At 72.5% G+C, this 25,758-nt stretch carries 23 protein-coding genes; 13 read left to right on the top strand and 10 right to left on the bottom strand.

Translation table 11 applies throughout. The features are described from left to right. The first annotated feature begins 48 nt into the window (after nt 1-48). Nucleotides 49-558 carry a 30S ribosomal protein S9 gene (rpsI, locus tag ABD944_RS14735; RefSeq protein WP_345176434.1) on the top strand — a complete coding sequence of 170 codons (510 nt, stop codon included), beginning with the start codon at nt 49-51 and terminating at the stop codon, nt 556-558. Between the two features lie 142 nt (nt 559-700). After that, nucleotides 701-2,044 carry a phosphoglucosamine mutase gene (gene glmM / locus ABD944_RS14740; protein WP_345176435.1) on the top strand — a complete coding sequence of 448 codons (1,344 nt, stop codon included), beginning with the start codon at nt 701-703 and terminating at the stop codon, nt 2,042-2,044. Nucleotides 2,045-2,083: 39 nt separating this feature from the next. Here the strand turns inward: glmM and ABD944_RS14745 are convergent, their stop codons facing one another. After that, a complete protein-coding gene (locus tag ABD944_RS14745) occupies nt 2,084-2,407 on the bottom strand; it encodes a hypothetical protein (protein ID WP_345176437.1) in 324 nt (107 codons plus the stop codon). 194 nt (nt 2,408-2,601) lie between these two features. Next, nucleotides 2,602-3,294 carry an HNH endonuclease family protein gene (locus ABD944_RS14750; protein ID WP_345176438.1) on the bottom strand — a complete coding sequence of 231 codons (693 nt, stop codon included), beginning with the start codon at nt 3,292-3,294 and terminating at the stop codon, nt 2,602-2,604. Between the two features lie 136 nt (nt 3,295-3,430). Between ABD944_RS14750 and ABD944_RS14755 the strand changes: the two genes are divergently transcribed. The 5 genes from ABD944_RS14755 to ABD944_RS14775 all read left to right on the top strand — a co-directional run bounded on the left by ABD944_RS14755 (nt 3,431) and on the right by ABD944_RS14775 (nt 8,002). Next, complete coding sequence (locus tag ABD944_RS14755; RefSeq protein WP_345176441.1) at nt 3,431-4,387, top strand: DUF389 domain-containing protein; 957 nt, start codon at nt 3,431-3,433, stop codon at nt 4,385-4,387. Between the two features lie 86 nt (nt 4,388-4,473). Further along, nucleotides 4,474-5,448, top strand: a complete 975-nt coding sequence (locus ABD944_RS14760) for an ABC transporter ATP-binding protein (RefSeq protein ID WP_345176444.1) — start codon at nt 4,474-4,476, stop codon at nt 5,446-5,448. After that, on the top strand, nt 5,445-6,323 hold the full coding sequence (locus ABD944_RS14765) for an ABC transporter permease (RefSeq protein ID WP_345176446.1): 879 nt from the start codon (nt 5,445-5,447) through the stop codon (nt 6,321-6,323). Before ABD944_RS14760 ends, ABD944_RS14765 begins: the two co-directional genes overlap by 4 nt. A 54-nt stretch (nt 6,324-6,377) precedes the next feature. Continuing rightward, a complete protein-coding gene (locus ABD944_RS14770; RefSeq protein WP_345176449.1) occupies nt 6,378-7,289 on the top strand; it encodes an ABC transporter ATP-binding protein in 912 nt (303 codons plus the stop codon). Next, the gene (locus ABD944_RS14775; protein WP_345176452.1) at nt 7,286-8,002 is read left to right on the top strand and encodes an ABC transporter permease; all 717 of its coding nucleotides are present in this window, start codon (nt 7,286-7,288) and stop codon (nt 8,000-8,002) included. The genes ABD944_RS14770 and ABD944_RS14775 overlap by 4 nt, the downstream gene beginning before the upstream one ends. A 10-nt stretch (nt 8,003-8,012) precedes the next feature. Here ABD944_RS14775 and ABD944_RS14780 read toward each other — a convergent pair whose 3' ends face one another. The 4 genes from ABD944_RS14780 to ABD944_RS14795 all read right to left on the bottom strand — a co-directional run bounded on the left by ABD944_RS14780 (nt 8,013) and on the right by ABD944_RS14795 (nt 14,298). Further along, a complete protein-coding gene (locus tag ABD944_RS14780; protein WP_345176454.1) occupies nt 8,013-8,639 on the bottom strand; it encodes a response regulator in 627 nt (208 codons plus the stop codon). Between the two features lies 1 nt (nt 8,640). Beyond that, on the bottom strand, nt 8,641-9,810 hold the full coding sequence (locus tag ABD944_RS14785; RefSeq protein WP_345176456.1) for a sensor histidine kinase: 1,170 nt from the start codon (nt 9,808-9,810) through the stop codon (nt 8,641-8,643). A gap of 5 nt (nt 9,811-9,815) precedes the next feature. Then, nucleotides 9,816-11,984 carry an MMPL family transporter gene (locus ABD944_RS14790; protein ID WP_345176458.1) on the bottom strand — a complete coding sequence of 723 codons (2,169 nt, stop codon included), beginning with the start codon at nt 11,982-11,984 and terminating at the stop codon, nt 9,816-9,818. Nucleotides 11,985-12,081: 97 nt separating this feature from the next. Continuing rightward, entirely contained in the window at nt 12,082-14,298 is a 2,217-nt protein-coding gene (locus ABD944_RS14795; protein ID WP_345176459.1) for a DUF4132 domain-containing protein, read from the bottom strand. A gap of 159 nt (nt 14,299-14,457) precedes the next feature. On the opposite strand from ABD944_RS14795, the gene ABD944_RS14800 reads away from it, so the two are divergent. Next, complete coding sequence (locus ABD944_RS14800) at nt 14,458-15,828, top strand: alkaline phosphatase PhoX (RefSeq protein ID WP_345176462.1); 1,371 nt, start codon at nt 14,458-14,460, stop codon at nt 15,826-15,828. Nucleotides 15,829-16,084: 256 nt separating this feature from the next. Here the strand turns inward: ABD944_RS14800 and coaA are convergent, their stop codons facing one another. Further along, nucleotides 16,085-17,026 (bottom strand): type I pantothenate kinase, encoded by a 942-nt coding sequence (gene coaA / locus ABD944_RS14805; protein WP_345176465.1) that lies wholly within the window; start codon nt 17,024-17,026, stop codon nt 16,085-16,087. A 122-nt stretch (nt 17,027-17,148) separates the two neighbouring features. Between coaA and glmS the strand changes: the two genes are divergently transcribed. The 3 genes from glmS to ABD944_RS14820 all read left to right on the top strand — a co-directional run bounded on the left by glmS (nt 17,149) and on the right by ABD944_RS14820 (nt 21,009). Further along, nucleotides 17,149-18,993: a glutamine--fructose-6-phosphate transaminase (isomerizing) gene (glmS, locus tag ABD944_RS14810; RefSeq protein WP_345176466.1), complete on the top strand. Its 1,845-nt coding sequence runs from the start codon at nt 17,149-17,151 to the stop codon at nt 18,991-18,993. Nucleotides 18,994-19,090: 97 nt separating this feature from the next. After that, a complete protein-coding gene (locus tag ABD944_RS14815; protein ID WP_345176469.1) occupies nt 19,091-20,032 on the top strand; it encodes an ABC transporter ATP-binding protein in 942 nt (313 codons plus the stop codon). Nucleotides 20,033-20,037: 5 nt separating this feature from the next. Beyond that, nucleotides 20,038-21,009 (top strand): ABC transporter permease, encoded by a 972-nt coding sequence (locus ABD944_RS14820; protein ID WP_345176472.1) that lies wholly within the window; start codon nt 20,038-20,040, stop codon nt 21,007-21,009. 160 nt (nt 21,010-21,169) lie between these two features. Here ABD944_RS14820 and ABD944_RS14825 read toward each other — a convergent pair whose 3' ends face one another. The 3 genes from ABD944_RS14825 to ABD944_RS14835 form a co-directional block, all read right to left on the bottom strand. Then, nucleotides 21,170-21,382, bottom strand: a complete 213-nt coding sequence (locus ABD944_RS14825) for a DUF397 domain-containing protein (RefSeq protein ID WP_345176475.1) — start codon at nt 21,380-21,382, stop codon at nt 21,170-21,172. A gap of 249 nt (nt 21,383-21,631) precedes the next feature. After that, complete coding sequence (locus tag ABD944_RS14830; RefSeq protein ID WP_345176477.1) at nt 21,632-21,853, bottom strand: DUF397 domain-containing protein; 222 nt, start codon at nt 21,851-21,853, stop codon at nt 21,632-21,634. Between the two features lie 39 nt (nt 21,854-21,892). After that, nucleotides 21,893-22,753 (bottom strand): helix-turn-helix domain-containing protein, encoded by an 861-nt coding sequence (locus ABD944_RS14835; RefSeq protein ID WP_345176482.1) that lies wholly within the window; start codon nt 22,751-22,753, stop codon nt 21,893-21,895. Nucleotides 22,754-22,978: 225 nt separating this feature from the next. Between ABD944_RS14835 and ABD944_RS14840 the strand changes: the two genes are divergently transcribed. Then, complete coding sequence (locus ABD944_RS14840; RefSeq protein WP_345176484.1) at nt 22,979-24,460, top strand: NAD(P)H-hydrate dehydratase; 1,482 nt, start codon at nt 22,979-22,981, stop codon at nt 24,458-24,460. A gap of 162 nt (nt 24,461-24,622) precedes the next feature. After that, on the top strand, nt 24,623-25,747 hold the full coding sequence (gene alr / locus ABD944_RS14845) for an alanine racemase (protein WP_345176487.1): 1,125 nt from the start codon (nt 24,623-24,625) through the stop codon (nt 25,745-25,747). Nucleotides 25,748-25,758 lie beyond the last annotated feature (11 nt).

Here is a 25,758-nt window from a genome sequence, read left to right on the forward strand (position 1 = left end):
CCCGCCTGACGGGCCAGCCGCCCTGGCTAGAACACCCCAAGGAGAACCGTGGACGACACCACCGGCGCCGAGCAGGCCGCCGAGATCGACTCGTACGAGGAAGCGCCCTCCGAGTACAGCACCGAGACCCCCGAGGCCGCCGGCGAGAGCTACCTCGGCCAGCCGGTCGCCACCGGCCCCGCGGCCGGCACCGGCCGCCGCAAGCAGGCCATCGCGCGGGTCCGCATCGTCCCCGGCAGCGGCCAGTGGAAGATCAACGGCCGCACCCTGGACCAGTACTTCCCGAACAAGGTGCACCAGCAGATCGTGAACGAGCCGTTCGTGCTGCTGGGCCTGGAGGGCCAGTTCGACGTGCTCGCGCGCGTGAACGGCGGCGGCACCACCGGCCAGGCCGGCGCGCTGCGCCTCGGCATCTCCCGCGCGCTGCAGTTCGCGAACATCGAGCACCGCCCGGCGCTGAAGAAGGCCGGCTTCCTCACCCGCGACGCGCGGGTGCCCGAGCGCAAGAAGGCCGGTCTCAAGAAGGCCCGCAAGGCTCCGCAGTACAGCAAGCGTTGATCGACGGCACGAGCCGTCGCACCCCGTGGCTTCTCCGCAGCCGGCCCGTACGGCCGGCGCACCCGGGTGCGGCGGCTCGTCCGCTTTTCCGGGTGTCCTCTCCCTGTTTTCCGGAACCTTCTCTCTGATCGGGAGTTGAACTGTGGCTCGTCTGTTCGGGACCGACGGCGTGCGCGGACTCGCCAACCGAGACCTGACCGCCCCGCTCGCCATGGACCTGTCCGTCGCGGCGGCGCGGGTGCTGGGGGAGCAGGGCGCGTTCAAGGGGCACCGCCCGGTCGCGGTGGTCGGCCGCGACCCCCGCGCCTCGGGCGAGTTCCTGGAGGCCGCCGTCGTGGCGGGCCTCGCGAGCGCCGGGGTGGACGTGCTGCGCCTCGGCGTCCTGCCGACGCCCGCGGTGGCGCACCTGACCCACGCCCTGGACGCCGACCTCGGCGTGATGCTGTCGGCCTCGCACAACCCGGCCCCCGACAACGGGATCAAGTTCTTCGACCGCAGCGGCTACAAGCTCCCCGACGAGCTGGAGGACCGCGTCGAGGCGCGGCTCGGCGAGGCGTGGAAGCCGCCGACCGGAGCGGGCGTCGGCCGCGTCCGGGAGGCGCACGGCGCGGTCGAGCAGTACGTCGCGCACCTGCTGACCACGGTCCCGGTGTCGCTGGACGGCCTGCGCGTCGTGATCGACTGCGCCAACGGCGCGTCCAGCGACGTCGCCCCGGAGGCGCTGCGCCGCGCGGGGGCCGAGGTCATCACGATCGGCACGGCCCCCGACGGGCTGAACATCAACTCCGGCTGCGGCTCCACGCACCTGGAGGCGCTGCAGCGCGCCGTCCGCGAGCACGGCGCGGACGCCGGCATCGCCAACGACGGCGACGCCGACCGGTGCCTGGCGGTGACCGCGGGCGGCGAGGTCGTCGACGGCGACCAGATCATGGCGATCCTGGCCCTGGACCTGCGGGAGGCCGGAGCCCTCGCCGCCGACACGGTGGTCGCGACCGTGATGTCGAACCTCGGCTTCAAGCTGGCCATGCGCGAGGCGGGCATCACCGTCGTGGAGACGGCGGTCGGCGACCGGTACGTCCTGGAGGCGATGAAGGAGGGCGGCTTCGGCTTCGGCGGCGAGCAGTCCGGCCACGTCATCATGCTGGACCACGCGACGACCGGGGACGGCGTCCTCACCGGCCTGCACCTGCTCGCCGCGATGGTGCGCCGCGGTCGCCCGCTCGACGAGCTGGCCAAGGTGATGACGCGGCTGCCGCAGGTCCTCATCAACGTCAAGGACGTCGACAAGGACCGTGCCAAGACCTCTCCCGAGCTGGCCGTCGCCGTCTCCGCCGCCGAGGCCGACCTCGGCGACACCGGCCGCGTCCTGATCCGCCCGAGCGGCACCGAGCCGATGGTGCGCGTGATGGTGGAGGCGGCCTCCGAGACGCAGGCCCAGTCGGTGGCCGAGCACCTCGCCGGCGTGGTCCGCGCGACCCTCGGCTAGCCGGACGCGCACGGCCGGACGGGCACGGGCCCGCCCGGGCTAACGCTCGTCGATCTCCAGCCGGCCGACCTTCAGGTGCCTGATCTCGACGGTCCCGGCCTGGAGATGGTCGACGACCGCCCGCTTCACGACGAGCCTGCCGATCGCGACCGCGCCGACCGCGACGGCGCCGAGGGCCATGGCCCCGAGCGCCAGGGAGCCGAGCCCGTTCCCGGCCCGCAGCGTGAGGCCGGTCGCGGACGCGCCGGTCACCTCCGCACCGGTCGCCCGCGCCCCCACGCCCCGCTCCGTCCGCACCCGCGGCCGCTCCTGCCCGGCGCTCTCCACGTCCTTCTCGGCGTCCTCGCCGCGCGCTTCGCTCATGGCACGAGCCTACGGCCCACCGGCAGCACCGCCGTCCGACGGCACTACCGGCCCACGGCACTACCGGCCCACGGCACTACCGGCCCACGGCACCGCCGGTCAGTGCCACCGCCCTTCGGCGGCACCGCCGTCCGATGGCACTGCCGGTCAACGGCAGCGCCGGTCGGTGGTGTGGCCCGTCGGTGGTGCGGCGGTCAGCAGCGGGCGAGGAAGTCCTGGAGCGCGTCGTGGTCGGAGCGCGTCACCGGCAGGGAGTACTTCTTCGCGACCGCGACGTACTTGATCGCGTAGACGCACTGGAACCCCTTCTGGGGCTTCCACTCGCCGGGGCCGGAGTCGCTCTTGTCCCGGTTGGGCACGCCCCAGACGGCGAGCAGGTTGTCGTGGTCGTTGGCGAACTGCTCGCGCCTGTCCTCGCTCCAGCGGGACGCGCCCATCCGCCAGGCGAGGGCGAGCGGGTAGACGTGGTCGATCTGGACCTCGGCGGCGTCCTTCTTCTCGAAGGCGATCTGCTTGCCGCTGTAGGGGTCGTCCAGCTTCCCGGCGAGCACGATGCAGCGGCCCTTCTTCTCGACCTTCGTCAGGTCGCGGGCGAGGACGTCGTTGCGCTGGTCGCAGCCGTTGTGGTCGGTGTCCTTCCAGCGTGTGCCGAACCGGTCGCGCCGGTAGCCGCCGCGATCACCCTCGGACGAGATCCGGAGCCCGGACAGGTTCTTGCGGGCCTTGGCCTCGTCGCCGGAGGCGGGCTTGGTCGAGCCGGACGAGGGCGATCCTGACTCCGAGAGGCCCACATCGCCCTCGCAGCCCGCCGTCGCCAGCGGGACGGCGAGCGCGAGGCCCGCCGCGGCCGTCCGCGCGGCCTTCAACAGCACCGGCGCCTGTTTCATGACTTCACCGTCCTGGGGGGAGTTTCTGGGCGTTTTTGCCAACTTGAAGGCAAATAATCGATCAAACATTCTGGCCTGGGCTTCCTCCGGCCGGGCTCGTGACCCACCACCGCGACGCTTACGGCACGATTGGCCCGTGTTGCATCTGAGAGCGATCGTTCCGGCCGACCGCACGGAAGCGGTCTGCAAGGAGCTGGCGGGCTGCGCCGGCGCCACCAACGTCGTCGTGATCGAGGGCGCCGCCCGGGCCCCGCGCGGCGACCTCGTCACCGCCGACATCGCCCGCGAGTCGGCCAACGAGGTGCTGGACGCGCTGCGCGCCCTCGACGTCGACCGGGACGGGTCGATCGCCCTCGACAAGGTCGACCTGACGCTGTCGGACCGCGCCGAGGTGGCCAAGGACCTGGCTCCGGGGCACGGCGACGACGCCGTCGTCTGGGAGGAGCTGGACCGGCAGGTCAGCGAGGGAACCGCGCTGACCTGGTCGTTCGTGGCGTTCCTCGTGCTCGCCACGCAGCTCGCCGCGATCGCGGCGCTGATCGACTCGCCGGTGCTGGTGGTCGGCGCCATGGTCCTCGGACCGGAGTTCGCGGCCATCGCGGCGATCTGCTACGGGCTCGTCCGGCTCCAGCCCGGACGCATCGTGCACGCGATCCGGGCGCTGGTCATCGGCTTCGCCGTGGCGATCGCCGTCACCTACGTGTGCGCGCTGGCCGCCCGGTGGAGCGGGGTGATCGAGCTGGACCGCCTGCCGGACGAACGCCCGCTCACCGCGTTCATCTACAGCCCGGACCGCTGGTCGTTCATCGTCGCGCTGCTCGCCGGCGCCGCGGGCGTGCTGTCGCTCACCGCGGGCAAGTCGTCGGCGCTGGTCGGGGTCTTCATCTCGGTCACCACCGTGCCGGCGGCGGGCAACCTCGCGGTCGCGATGGCGCTCAAGCACGGCAGCGAGATCAACGGGTCGCTGCTCCAGCTGGGCGTGAACGTCGCCGGAATGATCATCGCGGGGACGCTGACCCTGCTCCTGCAGCGGGCCGTGTGGGCCGTCGTGCTGCGGCACCGCGGCCGAAGGAACGCGATGAGGGGGACTTAGGTCGCCTCCGGCATCGGACCAAAGGCTGCCCCTGATCGCCCTTGAGGGTGACGTGCCATGCGGGGCCAGCCGCTAGGTTCGACGGTATGCCCATCATCGCCACCCAGGGCCTGACGATGAGGTTCCCCCGGGTGACCGCCTTGGACGACCTCTCCGTGGCCGTCGAGCCCGGAGTCGTCGGCCTGGTCGGCGCCAACGGCGCCGGCAAGTCGACGCTCATCAAGATCCTCCTCGGGCTGCTGCCGCCCACCTCCGGGACCGCGACCGTGCTCGGCCTCGACATCGCGCGCGAGGGCCTGCGGATCCGGGAGAGCGTCGGGTTCATGCCCGAATACGACTGCCTGCCGCCGGACGTGTCCGCGACCGAGTTCGTCGTGCACATGGCCCGGATGTGCGGGCTGCCGCCGACCGCGGCCCGCGAGCGCGCCGCCGACACGCTGCGGCACGTCGGCCTGTACGAGGAGCGCTACCGTCCCATCGGCGGCTACTCGACGGGGATGCGCCAGCGGGTGAAACTCGCGCAGGCCCTCGTCCACGACCCGAAGCTCGTCTTCCTGGACGAGCCCACCAACGGCCTCGACCCGGCCGGACGCGACGAGATGCTCGACCTGATCCGCCGGATCGGCACCGAGTTCGGGATCAGCGTCCTGGTCACCTCGCACCTGCTGGGCGAGCTGGAGCGGGTCTGCGAGCACGTCGTCATCGTCGACGGCGGGAAGCTGCTGCGCTCCCAGGCCGTCGAGGCGTACACGGCCGAGAGCGGCGTGCTCACCGTCGAGGTGGACGAGGGGCGCGACACGCTCGGGCAGCACCTCTACGACCAGGGCGTGGCCGTCCGTCCGGAGGGCCGGTTCCTCGTCGTGGACATCGCCGGCGAGCAGACCTACGACCTGGTCCGCGACGGCGTCGCCGAGCTCGGGCTCCGGCTGATCCGGATGGAGCAGCGCCGCCACCACATCGAAGAGGTCTTCCAGACGCCGCCCGCCCCGCAGGCCCTTGCCGCGGGGGTCGAGCCCGGCGGCGCGCAGCCCGGAGACGTGCAGCAGGGAGCGCCGCGATGAGCACCAGCACGATCCACGACATCGGCTACCGGCATTACGAGGGGCGCCGCAACGGCCGCGCGTACGTGCTGCGGTCGCTGTACGTGCACAACCTGCGCGCCGCCTACGGCCTCGGCCGTCCCGCGCGGGCGAAGGTGATGCCGTTCCTGCTGGGGGCGATCATGCTGCTGCCGGCCGCCGGGTCGGTCGCGGCGTTCGCGTTCACCAAGCAGGAGGACGCGCTGTTCCGCTACTCCTCCTACGCCAACATCATGCAGGTCATCGTGGCGATCTTCCTGGCCACGCAGGCGCCGGTGCTGGCCTCGCGGGAGGTGCGCTTCCACGTCATCCCGCTGTACTTCTCGCGCCCCGTCGGCCATCTCGACTTCGTGCTGGCGAAGGCCGCCGCGATGGCGACCGCGCTGTTCGCGCTGATGGCGGTGCCGGTCACCGTCCTGTACGTGGGCGGCCTGATCTCCAAGATGCCGGACTCCGGCGAGCAGCTGCTGAAGTACCTCGGCGCGCTCGTCGGCTGCGTGCTGTTCGCGCTCGTCCTGGCCGCCATCGGGATGGTGGTCGCGGCGTTCACCCCGCGGCGCGGTTTCGGGGTCGCGGCGGTCATCGCCGTCTACATGATCAGCGCGGCGTTCGTCGGGGCCGTCCAGGGGATCGCCGAGGCGCAGACGAACTTCACGCTCCAGGGCTGGGCGGGGCTGTTCACGCCGTTCAACCTGGTCGACATCGTCCAGGTGCGGCTGCTGGGCGCCCAGTCGTCGTCCGCCGGGGTCCCGTCCGGAGTCGCCGGCGGGGTGGTCGCCCTCGCGGTGTGCGTCCTGATCGTCGTCGGCTCGATCGCGGTGCTCTACCGCAGGTTCCGGAAGGCGGGCCTCTCTTGATGAGCGAAGCGAACCGGGGGGTGTGGGGGGTCGCCCCCCCACATGGAGGAAGACATGAGTGAGCTCATTCTGGAGAACGTGTCCCGGTGGTACGGGAACGTCGTCGCCGTCAACGGCGTGACGATGAAGGTCGGGCCGGGCGTCACGGGGCTCCTCGGGCCGAACGGGGCGGGCAAGTCGACGCTCATCCACATGATGGGCGGGTTCCTCGCGCCGTCGTCCGGCTCCGTCACGCTGGACGGGAAGCCGATCTGGCGCAACCCGGGCATCTACCGCAGCCTCGGGCTCGTGCCCGAGCGGGAGTCCGCCTACGACTTCCTCACCGGCGAGCAGTTCATCCTCGCGATGGCCAAGCTGCACAAGCTGCCCGATCCGCGCGCGGCCGCCCGCCGCGCCATCGGCCTGGTGGAGATGGACTACGCGGCCGGGCGCCCCATCGGCAACTACTCCAAGGGCATGAAGCAGCGCATCAAGATGGCGTCGGCGCTGGTGCACGACCCGCCCGTGCTGCTGCTGGACGAGCCGTTCAACGGCATGGACCCGCGGCAGCGGCTCCAGCTGATGGACCTCATCCAGCGGATGGCCGCCGAGGGCCGCACGATCCTGTTCTCCTCGCACATCCTGGAGGAGGTGGAGCGGCTCGCCAGCCACATCGAGGTGATCGTGGCGGGGCGGCACGCGGCGTCCGGCGACTTCCGCAAGATCCGGCGGCTGATGACCGACCGGCCGCACATCTTCCTGGTCCGCTCGTCCGACGACCGGCGGCTCGCCGCCGCCGTCATCGCCGACGGGTCGGCCCGCAGCGTCCAGCTCACCGACAAGGGCCTGCAGGTCGAGGCGGTCGACTTCCAGCGCTTCACCTGGCTGCTGCCGCAGGTCTCCCGGGACGCCGGCGTGCGCCTGTGGGAGGTCTCCCCGGCCGACGAGTCCCTCGAAAGCGTCTTCTCCTACCTGGTGGCCCGATGAATGGCACGATCGCGATGATCACGTTCCGGGCGATGCTCGGACGCAAGCGCGCGCTGCTCCTGCTGGGGCTGCCGCTGCTCCTGCTGGTGCTGGCGGCGGCGCTCAAGGTGACCGGCAACGACGACCTGGACGTCTCGGCGAACATCCTGCAGAAGTTCGGCCTGGCGACGCTGCTGCCGCTGCTCGCGCTGATCGCCGGGACCGGGGTGATCGGCCCGGAGATCGACGACGGCCAGATCATGTACGTGCTGACCAAGCCGGTTCCGCGCGAGGTGATCGTGCTGACGAAGCTGGTCGTGGCGATCGTCCTGGTGACGGCGTTCGCGGCGGTGCCGACGGCGCTGGCGGGGCTGATCCTCACGGGGACGACCGCGCAGCTGACGCCCGCGTTCACGATCGGCGTGCTGATCGGCGGCGTCGTCTACAGCGCGGTGTTCGTCGCGCTGGCCGTCGCCAGCCGCAACGCCGTCACGATCGGCCTGCTGTACGCGCTGGTGTGGGAGTCGCTGCTCGGCAACTTCGCGCCGGGCGCCAAGTCGGCGTCGATCCAGCAGTGGTGCCTGTCGGTGACGGACGCGCTCACCGACGCGTCGCCGGTGAGGTCGACCGTGGACCTTCCGGTGGCGATCGGGCTGCTGGTCGCGGTCACGCTCGTCGCGGCGTTCCTCGCCACCTTCCGGCTCCGCTCCCTGCCCGTCGCCAGCGCCGACTAGGGGAGCGCGGCTAGCGGGAGAGCAGACCGCGGTCCATGGCGACGACGACGGCGTGCGTGCGGTCGCCGACGTCCAGCTTCGCGAAGACGCGGAGCAGGTGCGTCTTGACGGTCGCCTCCGCGATGACGAGCCGCCGCCCGATCTCGGCGTTGGACAGGCCGTCGGCGACCGCCCGGAGGACCTCGATCTCCCGGGCGGTCAGCGCGGCCGGCTCCGGGCGGCGCATCCGGGCGACGAGCTTCTCGGCCACGCGCGGCGCGAGGACGGTCTCCCCGCGCGCCGCCGCCCGGATGGCGCCGACCAGCTGGTCGCGGGTGGTGTCCTTGAGCAGGTAGCCGATGGCCCCGGCCTCGATCGCGCGCTCGATCTCGGTGTCGGTGTCGTAGGTGGTGAGGACGAGGACGCGGGTGCCGAGCCGGGCGAGTTCGGCGGTGGCCGCGACGCCGTCCAGCACCGGCATCCGCAGGTCGAGCAGCGCGACGTCGGGCCGCAGGCGCTCGGCCAGGTCGATCGCCGCGCGGCCGTCGTCCGCCTCGCCGACGATCTCGATGCCGGGCTCGGCGGCCAGCAGCGCGACGACGCCCGCGCGCATGACCGTGTGGTCGTCCACCACGATGATCCTGAGTTTCGCGGTCATCTCACGCCCTCGCGGGGATCATGGCGAGGATCCGGGTGCCCTCGCCGGGGGAGCTGGTCACGGTGAGCTCGCCGCCGAGTTCGGCGAGGCGGCGGCGCATGCCGTCGAGGCCGAAGCCGCGCGACCCGGCCACCGCGAACCCGCGCCCGTCGTCGGTGATCTCCAGCTCGACGCCGTGCGGGTGCCGTTCGAGCACGACGCCGACCGTGGACGCGGCGGCGTGCTTGCGGACGTTGGCGAGCGACTCCTGCGTGCAGCGCAGCAGCGCGATCCGGGTCGTCTGGTCGCACTCGACGTCGGGCAGCTCGGCGTGGACGGTGAGCCCGGTGTCCTCGGCGAACCGGTCGAGGGTGCGGCGCAGGGTCCGGGCGACCGAGGCGGGGGCGACGCTGCCCTGCGACGCCGCCCCGACGAGGACGCGCGCCTCGGCGAGGTTCTCCCGCGCCGTCTGCTCGATCGAGACGAGCTGGCGGCCGCTGCGGTCCGGGTCGGAGCGCAGGCCGTCGCGAGCCGCCTCCGCCAGGACGACGATGGACGCGAACCCCTGCGCGAGCGTGTCGTGGATCTCGCGGGCGATGCGTTCGCGCTCGTCGGCGGCGCCCTGCCGGCGCTGCGCCTCGGCGAGCCGCCGCTCGGCCTCGGCCAGGTCGGCTTCGAGGAGCCGGGCGCGCTGGTCGTGCTGCCCGACCACCCGCTGCATCCACAGCCCGAACAGGACGCCCGCCGCGTATCCGATGAGCGCGGCGATCGAGTTGCCGGTGAGCGGCTCCCCGTCCGGGGCGTTGTGGAGGGCGTCTCCGGCGACCGCGGCCGCGGCGGCGGCGCCGCTGAGCAGCACCGCGCGCCGCGGGGTCCCCGCGAGGATCCAGAAGTGCGGGAGGGACGTGATGAGCAGGGACGCGGCACCGCCCATCAGGTAGGAGACGGCGCCGATCCCCCCGATCAGCGCGGCCAGGAAGGTGTTCCGGCGGACCGCCGGGTTCCCGGGGAACGTCTCGGTGATCGGGTAGCAGAGCCCCAGCGCGGTCAGCAGCGCCAGCGTGGCGGCTCTGGTGTCGTCCGGCTGGTCGGCCACCGCGAGGGCGGGCGGGACCAGTCCGAACATGATCCAGGCGGCGGCGTACCACCTGCGGAGCGCCCGCACTTGGGGACGTTCACCGGGCTGCACCATGCCGGTCAGCCTATGTTCTGCGGCAGGGGCGCGGTCGCGCCGTCCGCCGTCCGGGCGGCGCCGGGGCGATGCCGCCGGCCGGGCCACCAGCACCGGTCGCCGAGCAGAAGCATCAGGGCGGGCAGGACCGTGATCCGGATGACGGCCGCGTCCAGGAGCACCGCCACGGCCAGCGCGAAGCCCATCTGCTTCAGCTCCATGATGTGGACGGTGGCGAAGCCGGCGAACACCGTGACCATGACGAACGCGGCGCTGGTCACCACGCTCGCCGAGCCGCCGACCCCGTCCAGCACCGCCTGCCGGGTCGGGACGCCGCGCAGCGCCGCCTCCCGGATCCGGCTGATCACGAACACCTGGTAGTCCATCGACAGCCCGAACAGGATCACCAGCAGGAAGAGCGGGACGCGGGAGCCGACCGAGCCGGTGGAGGTGAAGCCGAGCAGCCCCTCGGCCCACGTCCCCTGGAAGACGAGGGTGAGCAGGCCGAGCGAGGCGCCGGCCGACAGCAGGTTCAGCAGCACCCCGATCAGCCCGAGGGCCACCGAGCGGAACGCCCACACGGTCATCGCGAACGTCACCAGCAGCAGCGCCCCGATGACGAACGGAAGCTTGCTCTCCTGGTGCTCGGGGTAGTCGGCGTAGCGGGCCACGTCTCCGGTCACGGCGGTCTCGACGCCGAGCTTCCCGACGGTCTCCGGGACGTACTCGCCGCGGACCCGCTCCAGGGAGCGCCGCGCGGCGTCGGTGCTCACGTGGTGCGGCACCGCGAGTTCGAGCAGGCTGATCCGACCGTCCGGCGAGGTGCGCAGCTCGGACGTCCCGGCGAGCAGGGGGTCGCCCGCCGCCCGTTCCGCCAGGGCGCGCAGGGACGCGGTCACCTCGTCCGCGCGTCCGGCGTCGGCCTTGACGACGATCTGGTGCATGGCCTTGAGCTCCGGGAACGCCGCGTTCAGCCGGTCGTAGGTCCGCATCGCCGGGATCTCGCGCGGGTGGCTGTCGCGACCCATGTCGGTGAGGTCGATGCTCAGCAGCGGCGCGGTCAGCGCGAGCATCGCGGTCACCGCCACGGCCAGCGTCGCGGCCGGGTGCCTTCCGGTGGGACGCAGCATCGCCCGGGTGATCCGGCCGCCGCCCGTCCGCGGCGGCTTCGGCGTCCGGCCGCGCCGGACGGCCCGCCGCTCCGCCCATCCGCCGAGCTTGGCGAGCACCGCCGGCAGGACGGTCAGGGAGCTGACCACGGCGATCAGCGTGACGACGATCGCCGCGGTCGCGATCGAGGAGAAGATCACGTCGTCGGCCAGGTAGAGGGTCGCGCTGGACGCGGCGACCGCCAGCCCGGACACCACCACCGAGCGGCCCGACGTCGCCGCGGCGGTCTCCACGGCGGCCCGCGCGTCCAGCCGGCCGCCCGAGCGGGCCCGCTCCTCCCGCTCCCGCTTGAGGTAGAAGAGGGTGTAGTCGACGCCGACCGCCATGCCGATCAGCAGGATGACGCTGGCGCCGACCCCGGCGTCCGGGAAGACGTGCGAGGCGAGCATCGACAGGCCGATCGCCGCCGCGATCGAGGTCAGCGCGAGCACCACCGGCACGACCGCCACCGCGAACGAGCCGAACACCAGCAGCAGCGTGAGCAGGGTGATCGGCAACGCGATCATCTCCGTGCGGGCGAGGTCGTCGTCGCGCAGCTCGCCCACGCCCTTGCTGATGGACGGGCCGCCGGTCTCCTCCACCCTCACGTCCGGGTGCGCGGCCCGGACCGCGGCGGTCTGGGCCCGCAGCGGCTCGACGTGCTCCTTGCCCTGGAGCTCGGAGCCCTTCAACGTCACGTCGACGCGGACCGCCGAGCCGTCCTTCGACCTCACGGGCGCGGACACCGACGCGACCTCGGGCAGCCGCCCCATCCGCGCGGCGGCGTCCCGCGCCGCCGCGTCGGCGGCCGCGCCCCCGCCGGTGACCAGCACGTGCTCGACGGGCCGCTGCTGGAGCCCGCCCTCGGCGGCGATCGTCTCTCCCCGGCCGGCCTCGCCGATCCGGAAGTCCTCGGTCGTGGCCGCGTGCCCGCCGGCCGCGACGCCGATGCCGAGGCACAGAACCACGAACAGCAGCCAGGCCGCCATGCCGCGCCAGGGGTGCCCGGCGCTCCACCGGGCCATGCGTACGAGTAGATCCGTCATACCGGAAATGCTGGCCGCGGCGCCCCGGCGCGCATGAGCCTCGACCGGTGGAACCTTCCGTCCACCGATCGGTGGACGGAAGGCGCCGGTCCGCGGGTCAGGCGGTGAGGCGGGTCAGCTCGGCGAGCATCTCGGACGCGGTGACCGGGTCGAGCGCGCCGAACGGATGCGCCTTCCCGGAGTAGCGGCCGGTCATCAGCATGACGCGCTCGATCCTCTGCTCCGCGAACTCCTCCGGGCTCAGGACGCGGATGCCGGGCTCGAACGCGACCATCACGTGCCGCTCGTCCGGGGTGATCAGGTTGACCTGGCGGCGGAACCCGCCGGTCTCCTTGTCGCCCAGCTCCCAGCCGCGGGACGTCATGCCCATGAACTTGCCGAAATGGGCGGTGACCCCCTCGAAGCGGGCCAGCCGGGCGGCGTCGCGCTCGCCGTCCTCCAGTTCGTAGACGGGACGTCCGAGCTGCGGGAACGGCTGGAGGATCTCGTAGTCCCCGAAGACCGACGCCCAGGCCGCCACGGTGTCCGCCCCGAGAAGGACCGGGTGCGGGAGCGTCACGAGGGCGTCCTGCGGGAGGACGAACTCGTCGTCATGGACGTCGGCGAGCGTGCCGTCCTCGGCGACCCGGAACGCGGCCCCGCCCGCCGACCACACCAGGCGGCGCGCGATGTGGCGCATCAGCGGGTGCCCCACGAAGACCGAGCGGAACTCCTCGGGCGTCCAGGAGCGCCCGGCGACCATCGCCTTCTCCAGCCGCTTGATCTGGTCGGCGGCGACCGCCCGTGCCTCCTTCTTCAGGTCGGCGAACCGCTGGTAGGCGAGCGGCGCGAGCTTCTCGTCGTCCCTGACGCCCGGCTTCGGCAGCGTCTTGCGGGGCTTGCCGTCCTCGTCGGTCACGAAGGGCTTGAGCTGCTCGTCGAAGCCGACGACGAAGCGGCGCGTGCCGTAGTCGAGCGTCATCGAGCCATCGGCGTCCAGGCCGAGGTCGGGGACGAGCAGGTCCGCCAGCTGCTCGGAGGTCAGCCCCCGCTCCCGGGCGGCGGCGTTCAGCCGGCCCTGCGCGCGGGGCCGCAGGTGCTTGGCGTCGGCGCCCCGCCGGACGATGCGGTCCAGATGGCGCAGCTTGTCGTCGGCGGGCATGTCGATCGCCATGAGGACGTCGAGCGCCGTCCACCCCTTGAACGTCCAGGTGTAGTAGTTGTCCCAGCGCACCATCCGGTCGGTCAGCCGGGCGGCCGCGGCGGCGTCGCCGAAGCGCCGCAGGGCGTACTGCACGCCCTGCGACGCCCACAGCCCGCTGCCCCGGTCGTGGACGCTGAGGGCCAGCGCGAACTCGGCCAGGGACTCCGGGTCGCACAGCTCGACGACCTGCTCGCACCCCGGGTACGGGTCCTCCTGCGTGGAGATCAGCAGCATCGTCACGAAGTGCCGGGCGGCCTCCACCGGCAGCGCCCGGTCGCGGCCGCGCAGCAGGAGCCGCGGCAGCTTGCGAACCGTCTCCTCGTCCCATTCCGGGAGATCGTCGGGATACTGGTCCAGCGGGTCGGTGCGCAGCGCCTCGATCGCCGCGACCACCTCCTCGCCGTACCCCCGCGCCGCGTCCACGAGGCAGCCGCTGCCGTGCTCGCGGGCGATCAGCGTGAGGCCCTGCTCGGCCTTCGTGCGCTTGGGGCCGGGCTTGCGCAGCGCCTCGGGGATCACGAACGGGGCCGCCCCGGCGCCGTGCCAGGTGAACCAGAGCCGCGCGGCCTCGTCGACCCGGCCGAGCGCGCCGATCATGATCTGCGCGGTGGCGTCGTCCAGGAACGGGACGAGCGCCGCCGCGCAGGAGATGTGACACTTCGCCGCGTGGAGCAGCAGCCGGTGGGCGGCGAGGCCGCGACGCGCGGTGAAGTGCTTCACCGGGACCACGTCTACGTAGCTGTTCCAGTCGTCGTAGTAGCGCTCGTCGGCGAGAAGCTCTTCGGCGAGGTCGTCAGGACCCTGCATCACCAGCCAGTAGTAGCCGCGGCGCCGGTCTCCGCCCCGCGGGGACTCCAGCATCTCGCCACTGCGGAACCGCTCGGCCAGCGCCTTCCAGTCGGGCTCCTCGGGGAAGGGCTCGTACGCCTTCGGGAACATGTGCGGGGTCTTCGCCCACTCGTCCCGCAACCCGGGCGGCCAGGACTCCACGGTGGGCGTCTTGGGCCGCTTCAACCCCTTCAGAACGACCGGTTCGGCACTCGCGGGGCGGCGACGCTTCCATGGCGGTTCGACGAGCAGGCGGGGCAGCGCGCTTTCGGGGGCGTCCTCGACGCCGGGAATGTCGGTCATCGCTCCAGTTTCACGGCAGGCACGGACAGTATCGATCGTCAGACGCACGCCCGCGACGCCCGGTTCGGCCGGGTCCCGGGCCGGGTCGGTTCACAATCGATGTGACGCGTGTTACAACGGGCGAGGGGATCTTGTAACGATCCATCAGGGAGTGTGCTCATGACAGTTTCGCGCCGCCAGCTCCTCGCAAGGACGGGTGCGGTGGGGGCGGGGATCGCCTTCACCGGAGCCGTGGAGCAGCTGTTCGCCGGAAGCGCGTCCGCCGCCCCGACCGGCGGCCACGACGGGTACGGGCCCCTCGTGCCCGACCCGAAGGGGCTGCTGGACCTGCCGCGCGGCTTCCGCTACACCGTCCTGTCCCGCGAGGGCGAGCCGCTGCGCTCGGGGGAGGGCCCGGTGCCGAGCCACTGCGACGGGATGGCGGCCTTCCCCGGCCGCCGGGGCCGCACGTGGCTCGTCCGCAACCACGAGAACCGGCCGACCGCCGAGCACCGGGTGCCGGCGGTCGAGGGCGTCACCTACGACCCGGGCGGCCTCGGCGGCTGCACCGCGCTGGAGGTCGACGCCGCCGGGCGCGTGCACACCGAGCGCGTCGCCATCGCCGGGACGGCCGTCAACTGCGCGGGCGGTCCCACCTCGTGGCACACGTGGCTGACCTGCGAGGAGACCGAGGACAAGGCCGGCACCGGGAACTACACCAAGGACCACGGGTTCATCTTCGAGGTCGACCCGTACGACCAGGGCCGCACCGACCCCGAGCCGCTGACCGCGATGGGGCGGTTCCAGCACGAGGCGATCGCCGTCGACCCGCGCGACGGGACCGTCTACGAGACCGAGGACGCCTTCGACAAGCCGTTCGGGCTGTTCTACCGGTTCCACCCGAAGCGGCCGCGCGGCGGCTTCGGCAGCCTGCGGGCCGGCGGACGGCTGGAGGCGCTGTGCGTTCCGGGCGTCCCGGACCTGTCGGTCGTGCAGGAGCCCGGCACCGTGTTCGACCACGTCGAGTGGAAGAAGGTGCCCGACCCGCTCGCGGCGCAGACGCCGATCCGGTTCCAGGACTTCGGGTCCGGCGGCATCACCCACGCCCAGAAGCTGGAGGGCTGCTACTGGGGCGGCGACCGCGTCTACTTCGTGTCGAGCTTCGCGAAGAAGAAGGACGGCTCCCAGGCCGACCACTTCGGGCAGGTGTGGTCCTACGAGCCGCGCCACCGCCGGCTCACCCTCGTCATCGTGTTCGGCCCGGACACCGACGTCGAGAAGCCCGGAGAGTCGCCCGACAACATCTGCCTGGCGCCGCAGGGCGGCCTGATGGTGTGCGAGGACGGCAACGGCGCCCAGCATGTCTTCGGCGTCTCCCGTCGCCGCACGGTCTACCCGATGGCCCGCAACAGCCAGAACATCGGCACGGAGACCGAGCCGGAGTGGGGCGAGTTCGCCGGAGTCACGTTCTCCCCCGACGAGCGCACGATGTACGTGAACGTCTACACCCCAGGCACCACGTTCGCCATAACAGGCCCCTGGACCCGCTGACCCGCCGCGCCCACGGAAGAGGTCCTTCGACCGCCGCCCCCAGCCACCACCACCACGCAACAACCCGAAGGGCCGCGATCGCGTCCGAAGGCAGGTTCGAGCTTGCGAGAACCTGATCGCGCAGCGAGCCGCCAGGCGAGTCGAAGCGATGCCAGCGATCGCCGCGGTGCTCGACGATGGAGGGCCGCCAGGCCCGAAGGAGGAGAGCACTGCAATAAGCACAGGAGGGCCTTCAAGGCCCGAAGGAGGAGAGAAATCAGATCCGACGGAGTCGGATCCGTTGAACAGAGTGCTGTTTGTCCTTGTGGAGGACGAGGGTGGCGCGGGCGCGGGTCGGGAGGATGTTGGAGACGAGGTTGATCTCGTTGACGTCGCGCCAGACGCGCTGGGCGAACGCGGCGGTCTCGTCCTCGTCCAGGTCGCGGGCGTACTTGTGGAAGTAGGAGCGCGGGTCGGTGAAGGCGGTGCGGCGCAGCGCGAAGAGCCGGTCGATGTACCACTGCCGGATGTCCTCGACCCGCGCATCCACATAGATGGAGAAGTCGAAGAAGTCGGATACGCCCAGGGTGCCGGGCGGGGGCGCCTGCAGCACGTTGAGGCCCTCGACGATCAGGATGTCGGGGCGCCGGACGGTCTGCGTCGCGCCCGGGACGATGTCGTACTCCAGGTGCGAGTACACCGGGATCGACGCCTCCGCCGCGCCCGACTTGATCGCCGACACGAAGCGGACGAGGGCGCGGCGGTCGTAGGACTCGGGGAACCCCTTGCGGTCCATGATCCCGCGCTCGGCCAGAACGGCGTTCGGGTACAGGAAGCTGTCGGTCGTGACCAGCTCCACGCTCGGGTGCTCCGGCCAGCGCGCGAGGAGCGTGCGCAGCAGCCGGGACGTGGTGGACTTGCCGACCGCGACGCTGCCCGCCACGCCGAGGATGAACGGGGTGGGCCGCACCTCGCCGCCGAGGAAGCCGCTGACGGTGTCGCGCAGCCGCCCGTCCGACAGGAAGAACAGGTTGAGCAGCCGGGACAGCGGCAGGTAGACCTCCTCGACCTCGGTGATGTCGATCGGGTCGCGCAGGCCGCGCAGGGCGTCCAGCTCACCGGGCGTGAGCGGGAGCGGGGTGTTCTCGCGCAGGCCGCGCCAGGCCTCACGGGAGAGTTCCACGTAGGGGCTCGGCACGCTGTCCCATCCGCTCGTCATGGCTGAACAGTAACCGGGCTGCGTTCCGGTCACCGGGTTTCCACCGGTCGTCCACGCTAGCGTCATGCCAGGGCGGCCCTCGCAGGTAGGTCCGGTGCGCCGTACCGAATAGAGTTGCCGCCATGTGCGGAATCGTGGGTTACGTGGGCGGCCGGTCCGCCCTCGACGTGGTCGTCGACGGGCTGGCGCGGCTGGAGTACCGCGGCTACGACTCGGCCGGAGTGGCCGTGCTGGCCGACGGGAAGCTGGCGACGGCCAAGCGCGCGGGCAAGCTGGTGAACCTGCGCGGCGCCCTGGAGGAGGAGCCCCCGCCCGCCGGGACGCTCGGCATGGGGCACACCCGGTGGGCGACGCACGGCCCGCCGAACGACCGCAACGCCCACCCGCACGTCGACTGCACCGGCTCCGTCGCGGTGATCCACAACGGCATCATCGAGAACTTCGCGGAGCTGCGGGCGGAGCTGGAGGAGGCCGGGCACGGGCTTGGCTCCGACACCGACACCGAGGCCGTCGCCCACCTGCTGGAGGACGAGCTGAAGGGCGGCGGCGACCTCGCCGACGCCATGCGCCGCGTCTGCGGCCGGCTGGAGGGCGCGTTCACGCTGGTCGCGACGCACACCGGCTCGCCGGGCCTGGTCGTCGGGGCGCGCCGCAACTCCCCGCTCGTCGTCGGCGTCGGGGACGGGGAGAACTTCCTCGCCAGCGACGTGGCCGCGTTCATCGAGCACACCCGGGACGCGATCGAGCTGGGCCAGGACCAGATCGTCGAGCTGCGCGCCGAGGGCGTGAAGGTCACCGACTTCGACGGGCGCCCCGCCGAGGTGAAGGAGTACCACGTCGACTGGGACGTGTCCGCCGCGGAAAAAGGCGGCTACGACTACTTCATGCTCAAGGAGATCGCCGAGCAGCCGCGCGCCGTCGCCGACACCCTGCTCGGCCGGATCGGCGCGGACGGGCGCCTGCACCTGGACGAGATGCGCATCCCGGACCGCGAGCTGCGCGAGGTCGACAAGATCATCATCGTGGCGTGCGGGACGTCCTACCACGCCGGGCTGATCGCCAAGTACGCGATCGAGCACTGGGCGGGGCTGCCCTGCGAGGTCGAGCTGGCCAGCGAGTTCCGCTACCGCGACCCGATCCTGTCCCCGACGACGCTGGTCATCGCGATCTCCCAGTCGGGCGAGACGATGGACGCGCTGATGGCCGTCCGGCACGCCCGCGAGCAGAAGGCCAAGCTGCTCGGCATCTGCAACGTCAACGGCTCCACGCTGCCCCGCGAGTGCGACGGCGTCCTCTACACGCACGCCGGGCCGGAGATCGCGGTCGCGTCCACCAAGGCGTTCCTCACCCAGCTCGTCGCCGTCTACCTCATCGCCCTCTACATCGCGCAGGTGCGCGGCACCAAGTGGGGCGACGAGGTCTTCGCCATGGTCCAGCTCCTCGAACGGATGCCGGAGAAGGTGGAGAAGGTCCTGGAGACCATGGAGCCGGTGCGGGAGCTGGCCCGCTCGCTGGCCGGCGAGCGGTGCGTGCTGTTCCTCGGCCGCCACGTCGGCTTCCCGGTCGCCCTGGAGGGCGCTCTCAAGCTCAAGGAACTGGCGTACATGCACGCCGAGGGCTTCGCCGCCGGGGAGCTGAAGCACGGCCCGATCGCGCTGATCGAGAAGGACCTGCCCGTCGTGGTCGTCGTGCCGCCGCGGGCGCGGGACGTCCTGCACGACAAGATCGTGTCGAACATCCAGGAGATCCGGGCCCGCGGCGCCCGGACGATCGTGATCGCCGAGGAGGGCGACGCGTCGGTCGAGCCGTACGCGGACACCCTGATCAGCGTCCCGGCCGTCCCGACGCTGCTGCAGCCGCTGGTCACGACCGTCCCGCTGCAGGTCTTCGCGTGCGAGCTGGCCACCGCCAAGGGCCACGACGTCGACCAGCCCCGCAACCTCGCCAAGTCCGTCACCGTCGAATAGCGGCCGGTCCGGGCGGACAACCCGAAATCGACTGAACCCTCCGGCGCCGGGCCGCGTCCCATCGGAATCGGGACCGGCCCGGCGGCGGAGGTGACGGGTGGCAGGAGAAGGCGGCCTCGCGATCGAGGCGCGCGGGGTGGTGCGGCGCTTCGGGGCGGTGGAGGCGCTGCGCGGCCTCGACCTCACCGTCCCGTACGGGCAGGTCACGGCGCTCGTCGGGACCAACGGGGCGGGCAAGACGACGCTGCTGCTCATCCTGGCGACCCTGCTCGCGCCCGACGCGGGCACGGTGCGGATCGCGGGCCACGACGCGCTCGCCCATCCCGCGCGGGCCCGCGAAGCGCTCGGCTGGATGCCGGACACGTTCGGCGTGTACGACCAGCTCACGGTGGACGAGTACCTGGGGTTCTTCGCCGACGCCTACGGGCTGTCCAGGCAGGAGCGCCCGCGCCGGATCAGGGCGCTGCTCACCCTCGTCCACTTGGAGGACCGTCTCGGACAGCCCGTCCACGCCCTGTCACGCGGGCAGAAGCAGCGCCTCGGGATGGCGCGGGCCCTCGTGCACCGGCCGCGCGTCCTGCTGCTGGACGAGCCCGCGTCCGGCCTCGACCCGCGGTCCCGCATCGAGCTGCGCGACCTGCTGCGCTCCCTCGCGGCCGAGGGGACCGCGGTGCTCGTGTCGAGCCACATCCTCAGCGAGCTGGAGGAGATCGCCGACAGGGTCGTCCTGGTCGACCACGGGCGGACGGCCGGGGACCACGCGATGGCGGAGATCGCCGGCGCGTCGGCCCGGGTCCGGTGGCGGATCCGCTCGCTCGACCCCGAGCCGCTGGCGGCCGCGCTGGACGGCGAGCCGGAGCTGCCGTGGGCGCGGGCGGCCGACGCGGCGGGAGGCGCCGAGGTCGGTCCGCTGACCGAGGCCGAGGCGGCCGGGCTGCTGGCCAGGCTCGTCGCCGCCGGCGTGCCCGTCAGCGGCCTCGCGCCCGCGGGCAGCGCGCTCGAATCCGCCTATCTCGCGATGACCGAGGACCGGAGGTGAGCGCCGTGACCGCACGCGGAGTCGGCCTGGTGGCGCGGCAGGAGATCAGGACGCGGCTGCGGACCGGACGCTGGAAGACCCTCCTCGCGGTCTGGTTCCTGGTCGTCAACGGGCTCGGGCTGCTGTTCCGGGTGGCGCTGGAGTACGGCGACGCCTCCTCCTACGGCGAGCCCGGCGTCCCCATGTTCGGCGGGGTCCTGCTCGGGGTGCTGGTGCTGACGCTGCTCGTCTCCCCGGCGCTCGGCGGGCAGTCGGTCAACGGGGACCGGGAGCGCGGGACGCTGGCGACGCTGCAGGTCACCCGGCTCACGCCGGGCGAGATCGCGCTCGGCAAGCTCGCCGCCGCCTGGGGGACCGGGCTGGTCGCGCTGCTCCTGACGCTGCCGAGCCTGCTGCTGCCGGTCGCCGAGGGCGCCATCGGCGCGGGCCGGGCCCTCGTCGTCCTGTTCGTGACGGCGCTGATGATCGGCGTGGTGTGCGCGGTCTCGCAGGCTTGGTCGGCGGTGCTGGCCCGCAGCGTCACCTCGATCCTGATGTCGTACCTGACGGTGTTCGGCCTGCTCGTCGGGACGCCGCTGCTGTTCACGCTGGCGGTACCGCTCACGTCCGAGCACGTCGACGGCGCCTACGGCGGGTACGACCGGGACCACACCGAGCGGATCTGGTGGCTACTGGCCCCGAACCCGGTCGTCGCGCTCGCGGACGCGGCGCCGCGCCTGCCCGAGCGCCGGATCATTGTCGGCGACCAGGTGATCACCCGTTCGGCGTCGTCCGACCCGCTCGGACAGATCAGCCGCAGCGTGCGCGGGCTCCGCGAGGCGGACCGCGGCTACGAGCCGCACCGCCGGGACGGGGCCGCGGTGTGGCCGTGGGGGCTGGCCTTCGACCTGGCCCTCGCGGGAGGCGCGGTAATGATCACGGCCTCCCGCCTGCGGACGCCATTGCACCGGGTTCCCCGAGGCGTTCGCGTGGCGTGAACGGGACCCCAATGCGATCACCTTCCGGGAAATGCGATCAGCGGGAGCGGGGGTGCGGCGGAAAAACATGGGGCTTATCATGCGGCGGCGCGTATCCGCTCCCGCTGGACGCAATTCTCTGGCCGGTTGGGAATCTCTCCGGCGATGCAAGTTGCAGTGACTATTTCAGCGGGTGGTCGAAACGGCCGCCTTTGGCCTCCTCCGTGAACCTGCGCCATTCGTCGGGCCGGAACGACAGGATCGTCGCGGCGTCCTCGGTGTCGCGTACGGATATGGCGTCCTCTCCACGCCGTGCGACCTCGACGCAGCCGTTGCTGGCGCCGCATCGAGCGCTCTTTCTCCATCGGGCGGGCGGTGTCCCCTGGAAACTCATTCCGGCTCCCTGCATTGAAAGTTGCATTGCCCGCGGCCGCGCTGCCGGTGCTCAAGCACACGGTAACAAGATCGCAAAAAACGCCTGATCACGTCCGGGTGGCGCGGTACCCGTGTGACAGGCGTGCCGAGGTAGTTCCAGAGTTGCGGGTGGGAGGGCGACGAGCCGGGTCAGCGGTGGACCCGGCCCCTGCGTCGTGGCCCCGCGCCGCCCTGTGCGGACGGGGCCGGACGGCGCGTCGGCGCCGGGTCAGCAGCCCAGGTCGAAATCACCCTTCTTCGCTCGTTTGAGAAATTCCCGCCATTCTGCCTGAGAGAACGACAGGACCGGACTCTGCGTGCCGTGCTTCGCGTCTCGCGCCCCGATAAAACGGGAAGAATCGGCCAATGTGGCGATCTCGACGCAGGTGTTGCTCGCCCCGCAGTGGGCGCTTTTCCTCCATTGTGGTACAGGAGTGGCGAAAGGGGACACTCGGTGCCTTTCACAAAAATTGAGCCCCTCGGCGGACCGTCACCACGCCTCTTTGACCTCGGCGATGCGCCGCCGCGATTCCGCGGCGTCCAGCGCCTGCCGGGACAGGCTCGAATAGGCGAGCCGGTACATATAGGTGACGGCTTCATCCCCGAAGTGGCTGATCGTCAGTGATTCGGTATGCACGATATCAGGAAAGGTGATGTCGTGCACCGAAGAGAATTCTAGAAGGATAAACGATTCAGCCAACACCGAGTGTGCTATGTCCAAGGGCAAGATCTGCACGTTGACGTTCGGCCGCTCGGTCATCTGGTACAGATGTTCGAGTTGCTCGCGCATGACCTTGTGATCGCCGATGCGGCGCCGCAGAACCGCCTCGTCGATAATCGCCGACAGTTCCAGCGGAGTGGGCGCGTCCAGCAGTTCGCGCCGCCGCATTCGCACCTCCAGCCGGCGTTCGAGTTCCTGCGGGGGCAGGGTGGCCAGGTCGCTCCAGCCGCCGATCACATTTCGGGCGTAGCTCTCCGACTGCAGCAGCCCGGGAATGACCGTGCTGCCCCATTCCCTGGCCGCCGTGGCCTCGGACTCCAGCGCGATGAAGTCGGCGAGCGGGCTCGGCAGGTCGCGGTAGTCCTCCCACCAGCCCCGCTGGGCGGCGTCGTGCGCCAGGGCGATCAGGTCGTCGTGCCGCGGGCCGTCGATCTCGTACAGATCGAGCAGCCGCCGCACATCGCCGATCTTCGCGCCGGTCCGCGCGTTCTCGATCCGGCTGACCTTGGCTGTGGACCAGGCGAGCCGTTCGGCGACCTCGTCTCCGGTCAGACCCATGCGCTCGCGCAGTCTCCGGAGCTCGGCGGCCAGCCGCCGCTGCCGGACGGAGGGACCTCGGGAAGTGCTCATTGCTCGGGCCTCTCCAGTCCCGGCGGACTGATCTGGGCGCATTCTGCCGCACCGGGGGGTCGCGGCGCGAATACATCGGACCGGTGGAGCAAGATTCTACGGCTGAAGATTCTTTTACGCACATGACACCGAAACTTGCGGTGCAAGTTGTGATCACCCCTGCCGGAGGTTGCGGACGGTCCCCACGTGGCACTCTAAGTGTGTGATCGACTTGGGGAGCCGCGGATGAGGTACGCGCACGAGGTCGGCAAGGTCCGGGCGGCCGAGCAGGCCCTCATGGCCCGGCTCCCGGACGGCGCCCTGATGCAGCGGGCCGCCGCCGGGCTGGCCTCGGTCTGCGCGCGCCTCCTGCCCGCCGTGTACGGGGCCCGCGTCGTCCTGCTGGTCGGCGGCGGCGACAACGGCGGCGACGCCCTGTACGCCGGGGCCCGCCTCGCCCGGCGCGGCGCCCGCGTCTGGGCCGTCCAGGCGGGGTCCGGCGTTCACCCCGGCGGGCTGGCGGACCTGCGCGCCGCGGGCGGCCGCCTGCTGGACTCCGGCGCTGAGGCCGCGATCGCCGGCGCCGACCTGATCATCGACGGCCTGACCGGCATCGGCGGCTCCGGCGGCCTCCGCGAGCCCCACGCCCGCTACGCCGCGCTCGCCTCCGAATCCGCCGGGCTCGTCGTCGCCTGCGACGTCCCGAGCGGCGTGGACGCGAGCACCGGCCGCGTCGAGGGCGCCGCCGTCCACGCCGACGTCACCGTCACCTTCGGCACGCACAAGCCGGGCCTGCTCATCGACCCGGGCGCGGCCCACTGCGGCGTGGTCGAGCTGGTCGACATCGGGCTCGGCCCCGACCTGCCGGACCCCGACGTCGTCGCGGCCCGCCCCGCCGACGTCGCCCCGCCCGAGCCGCGCCCCGAGTCCGACAAGTACCGCCGCGGCGTCGTCGGCATCCTCGCCGGCGGCGACCAGTTCACCGGCGCGGCCGTCCTCAGCACGGGCGGCGCCGTCCGCGGCGGCGCCGGAATGGTCCGCTTCGCCTCGGTGGAGCGCCCGGTCGGGCTCGTCCGGAGCCGCTGGCCCGAAGCGGTCACCACGGTCATCGAGCCGGGCCGCCACGACGCGGGCGTCCTTGAGCGCATCGGACGGGTCCAGGCCTGGGTCGCCGGCCCCGGCCTCGGCACCGGCGACGCCGCCGAGTCGCTGCTGGAGGCCGTCCTCACCACCGACCTGCCCGTGCTGGTGGACGCCGACGGCCTCACCGTCCTGGCCCGCCGCCGCGACCTGCTGCGCCGCGCCGCCCCGACCGTCCTCACCCCGCACGCGGGCGAGCTGTCGCGCCTCATCGCCGCCGCCCGCGAGGACATCGAGGCCGCCCGGCTCGACCACGTCCGCCGCGCCGCCGCCGAGCTCTCCGCGACCGTCCTGCTCAAGGGCTCCACGACCCTGGTCGCCGAGCAGGACCGCCCCGTCCGCGTGAACCCGACGGGCACCCCCCGCCTCGCCGCCGCCGGCACGGGCGACGTCCTGTCGGGCCTGATCGGCGCCCTGCTCGCCGGCGGCATGCCCGCCCTCGACGCGGCCGCCGCCGGCGCCTACCTCCACGGCCTCGCCGCCCGCCTGGCCTCGTCCCCCACCCCCGGCGCCGAGGCCCCCATCAGCGCCCAGGACGTGGTCGACGCCCTCCCCGCCGCCTTCAGGGTCGTCTCCGCCCAGGGGTAGCGATCCCCCGCCCCGCGCGGGGCGGGGGTCGAACCCACAGTCGGGCATTCGCGTCATACAGGGCAGAAGGGGTGCCGGGGGCGGGCTCGTGCGGGGCCGTTCCGGCCGTGACCTGGGGGATGAGGCGCGGGCATGGGGGTGGGGACGGCAGACTGGGTGACCATGAGGGTTCCTGCGGAGGCACGGGTCGATCTCGGCGCCATCGGCCACAACATCGGGGTGCTGCGCGAGCGCGCGGGGGGCGCCGAGGTGATGGCCATGGTGAAGGCCGAGGCGTACGGGCACGGGCTGGTGGAGGCCGCCCGCGCGGCGCTCGCCGGCGGCGCGTCCTGGCTGGGCGTCGCGAAGCTGGCGGAGGCGCTGCGCCTGCGGGACGCGGGGGTCACCGCCCGCACGCTGGTCTGCCTGGGCGTTCCCGGCGAGCCCTACGAGGAGGCCGTCGCGCGGGGCGTGGACCTGACCGTGGGGGCGGTCTGGCTGCTGGACGAGGTCGTCCGGGCGGCGGAGCTGTCCGGGCGCGAGGCGCGGATCCACCTCAAGGCCGACACGGGCATGTCGCGCGGGGGCGCGCGGGGCGACGGGTGGGAGGCGCTGGTCGACGCGGCGCTCAAGGCCGAGGCCACCGGGCACGTGCGGGTGGCCGGGGTCATGTCGCACTTCGCCTGCGCGGACGAACCCGGACATCCCTCGATCGCGGCGCAGGTCGGCGCGTTCACCGAGATGGTCGCGCACGCCGAGAAGGCGGGGGCGCGGTTCGAGGTGCGGCACATCGCGAACTCGGCGGCGGCGCTGACGCTGCCGGAGGCGCGCTTCGACCTCGTCCGGCCCGGCATCGCGACGTACGGGCTGACGCCGGTGCCGGCGCTCGGCGGGTTCGGGCTGCGGCCCGCGATGACGCTCGTGGCGGACGCGGCGCTGGTCAAGCGGGTTCCGGCGGGCAGCGGAGTGTCGTACGGTCACACCTACCACACCGAGCGGGAGACCACGCTGGCCGTGGTGCCCGTGGGGTACGGGGACGGGATCCCGCGGCACGGGTCCAACGTGCTGCAGGTCCTCGCGGGCGGGCGCCGCAGGACGATCGCCGGGCGGGTCTGCATGGACCAGTTCGTCGTCGACCTCGGCGACGACCCGCTCGCGGCGGGAGACGAGATCGTCCTGTTCGGCCCGGGGGACCGGGGCGAGCCGACCGCGCAGGAGTGGGCGGAGGCGCTGGGGACGATCTCGTATGAGATCGTCACCCGCATCGGAGCCCGGGTGCCGAGGGCGTACCCGGGTGGGGGGCTGTAGGGGGCGCGGTC

This window comes from Actinomadura verrucosospora (genome assembly GCF_039540335.1).
Taxonomy (GTDB): domain Bacteria; phylum Actinomycetota; class Actinomycetes; order Streptosporangiales; family Streptosporangiaceae; genus Spirillospora; species Spirillospora verrucosospora.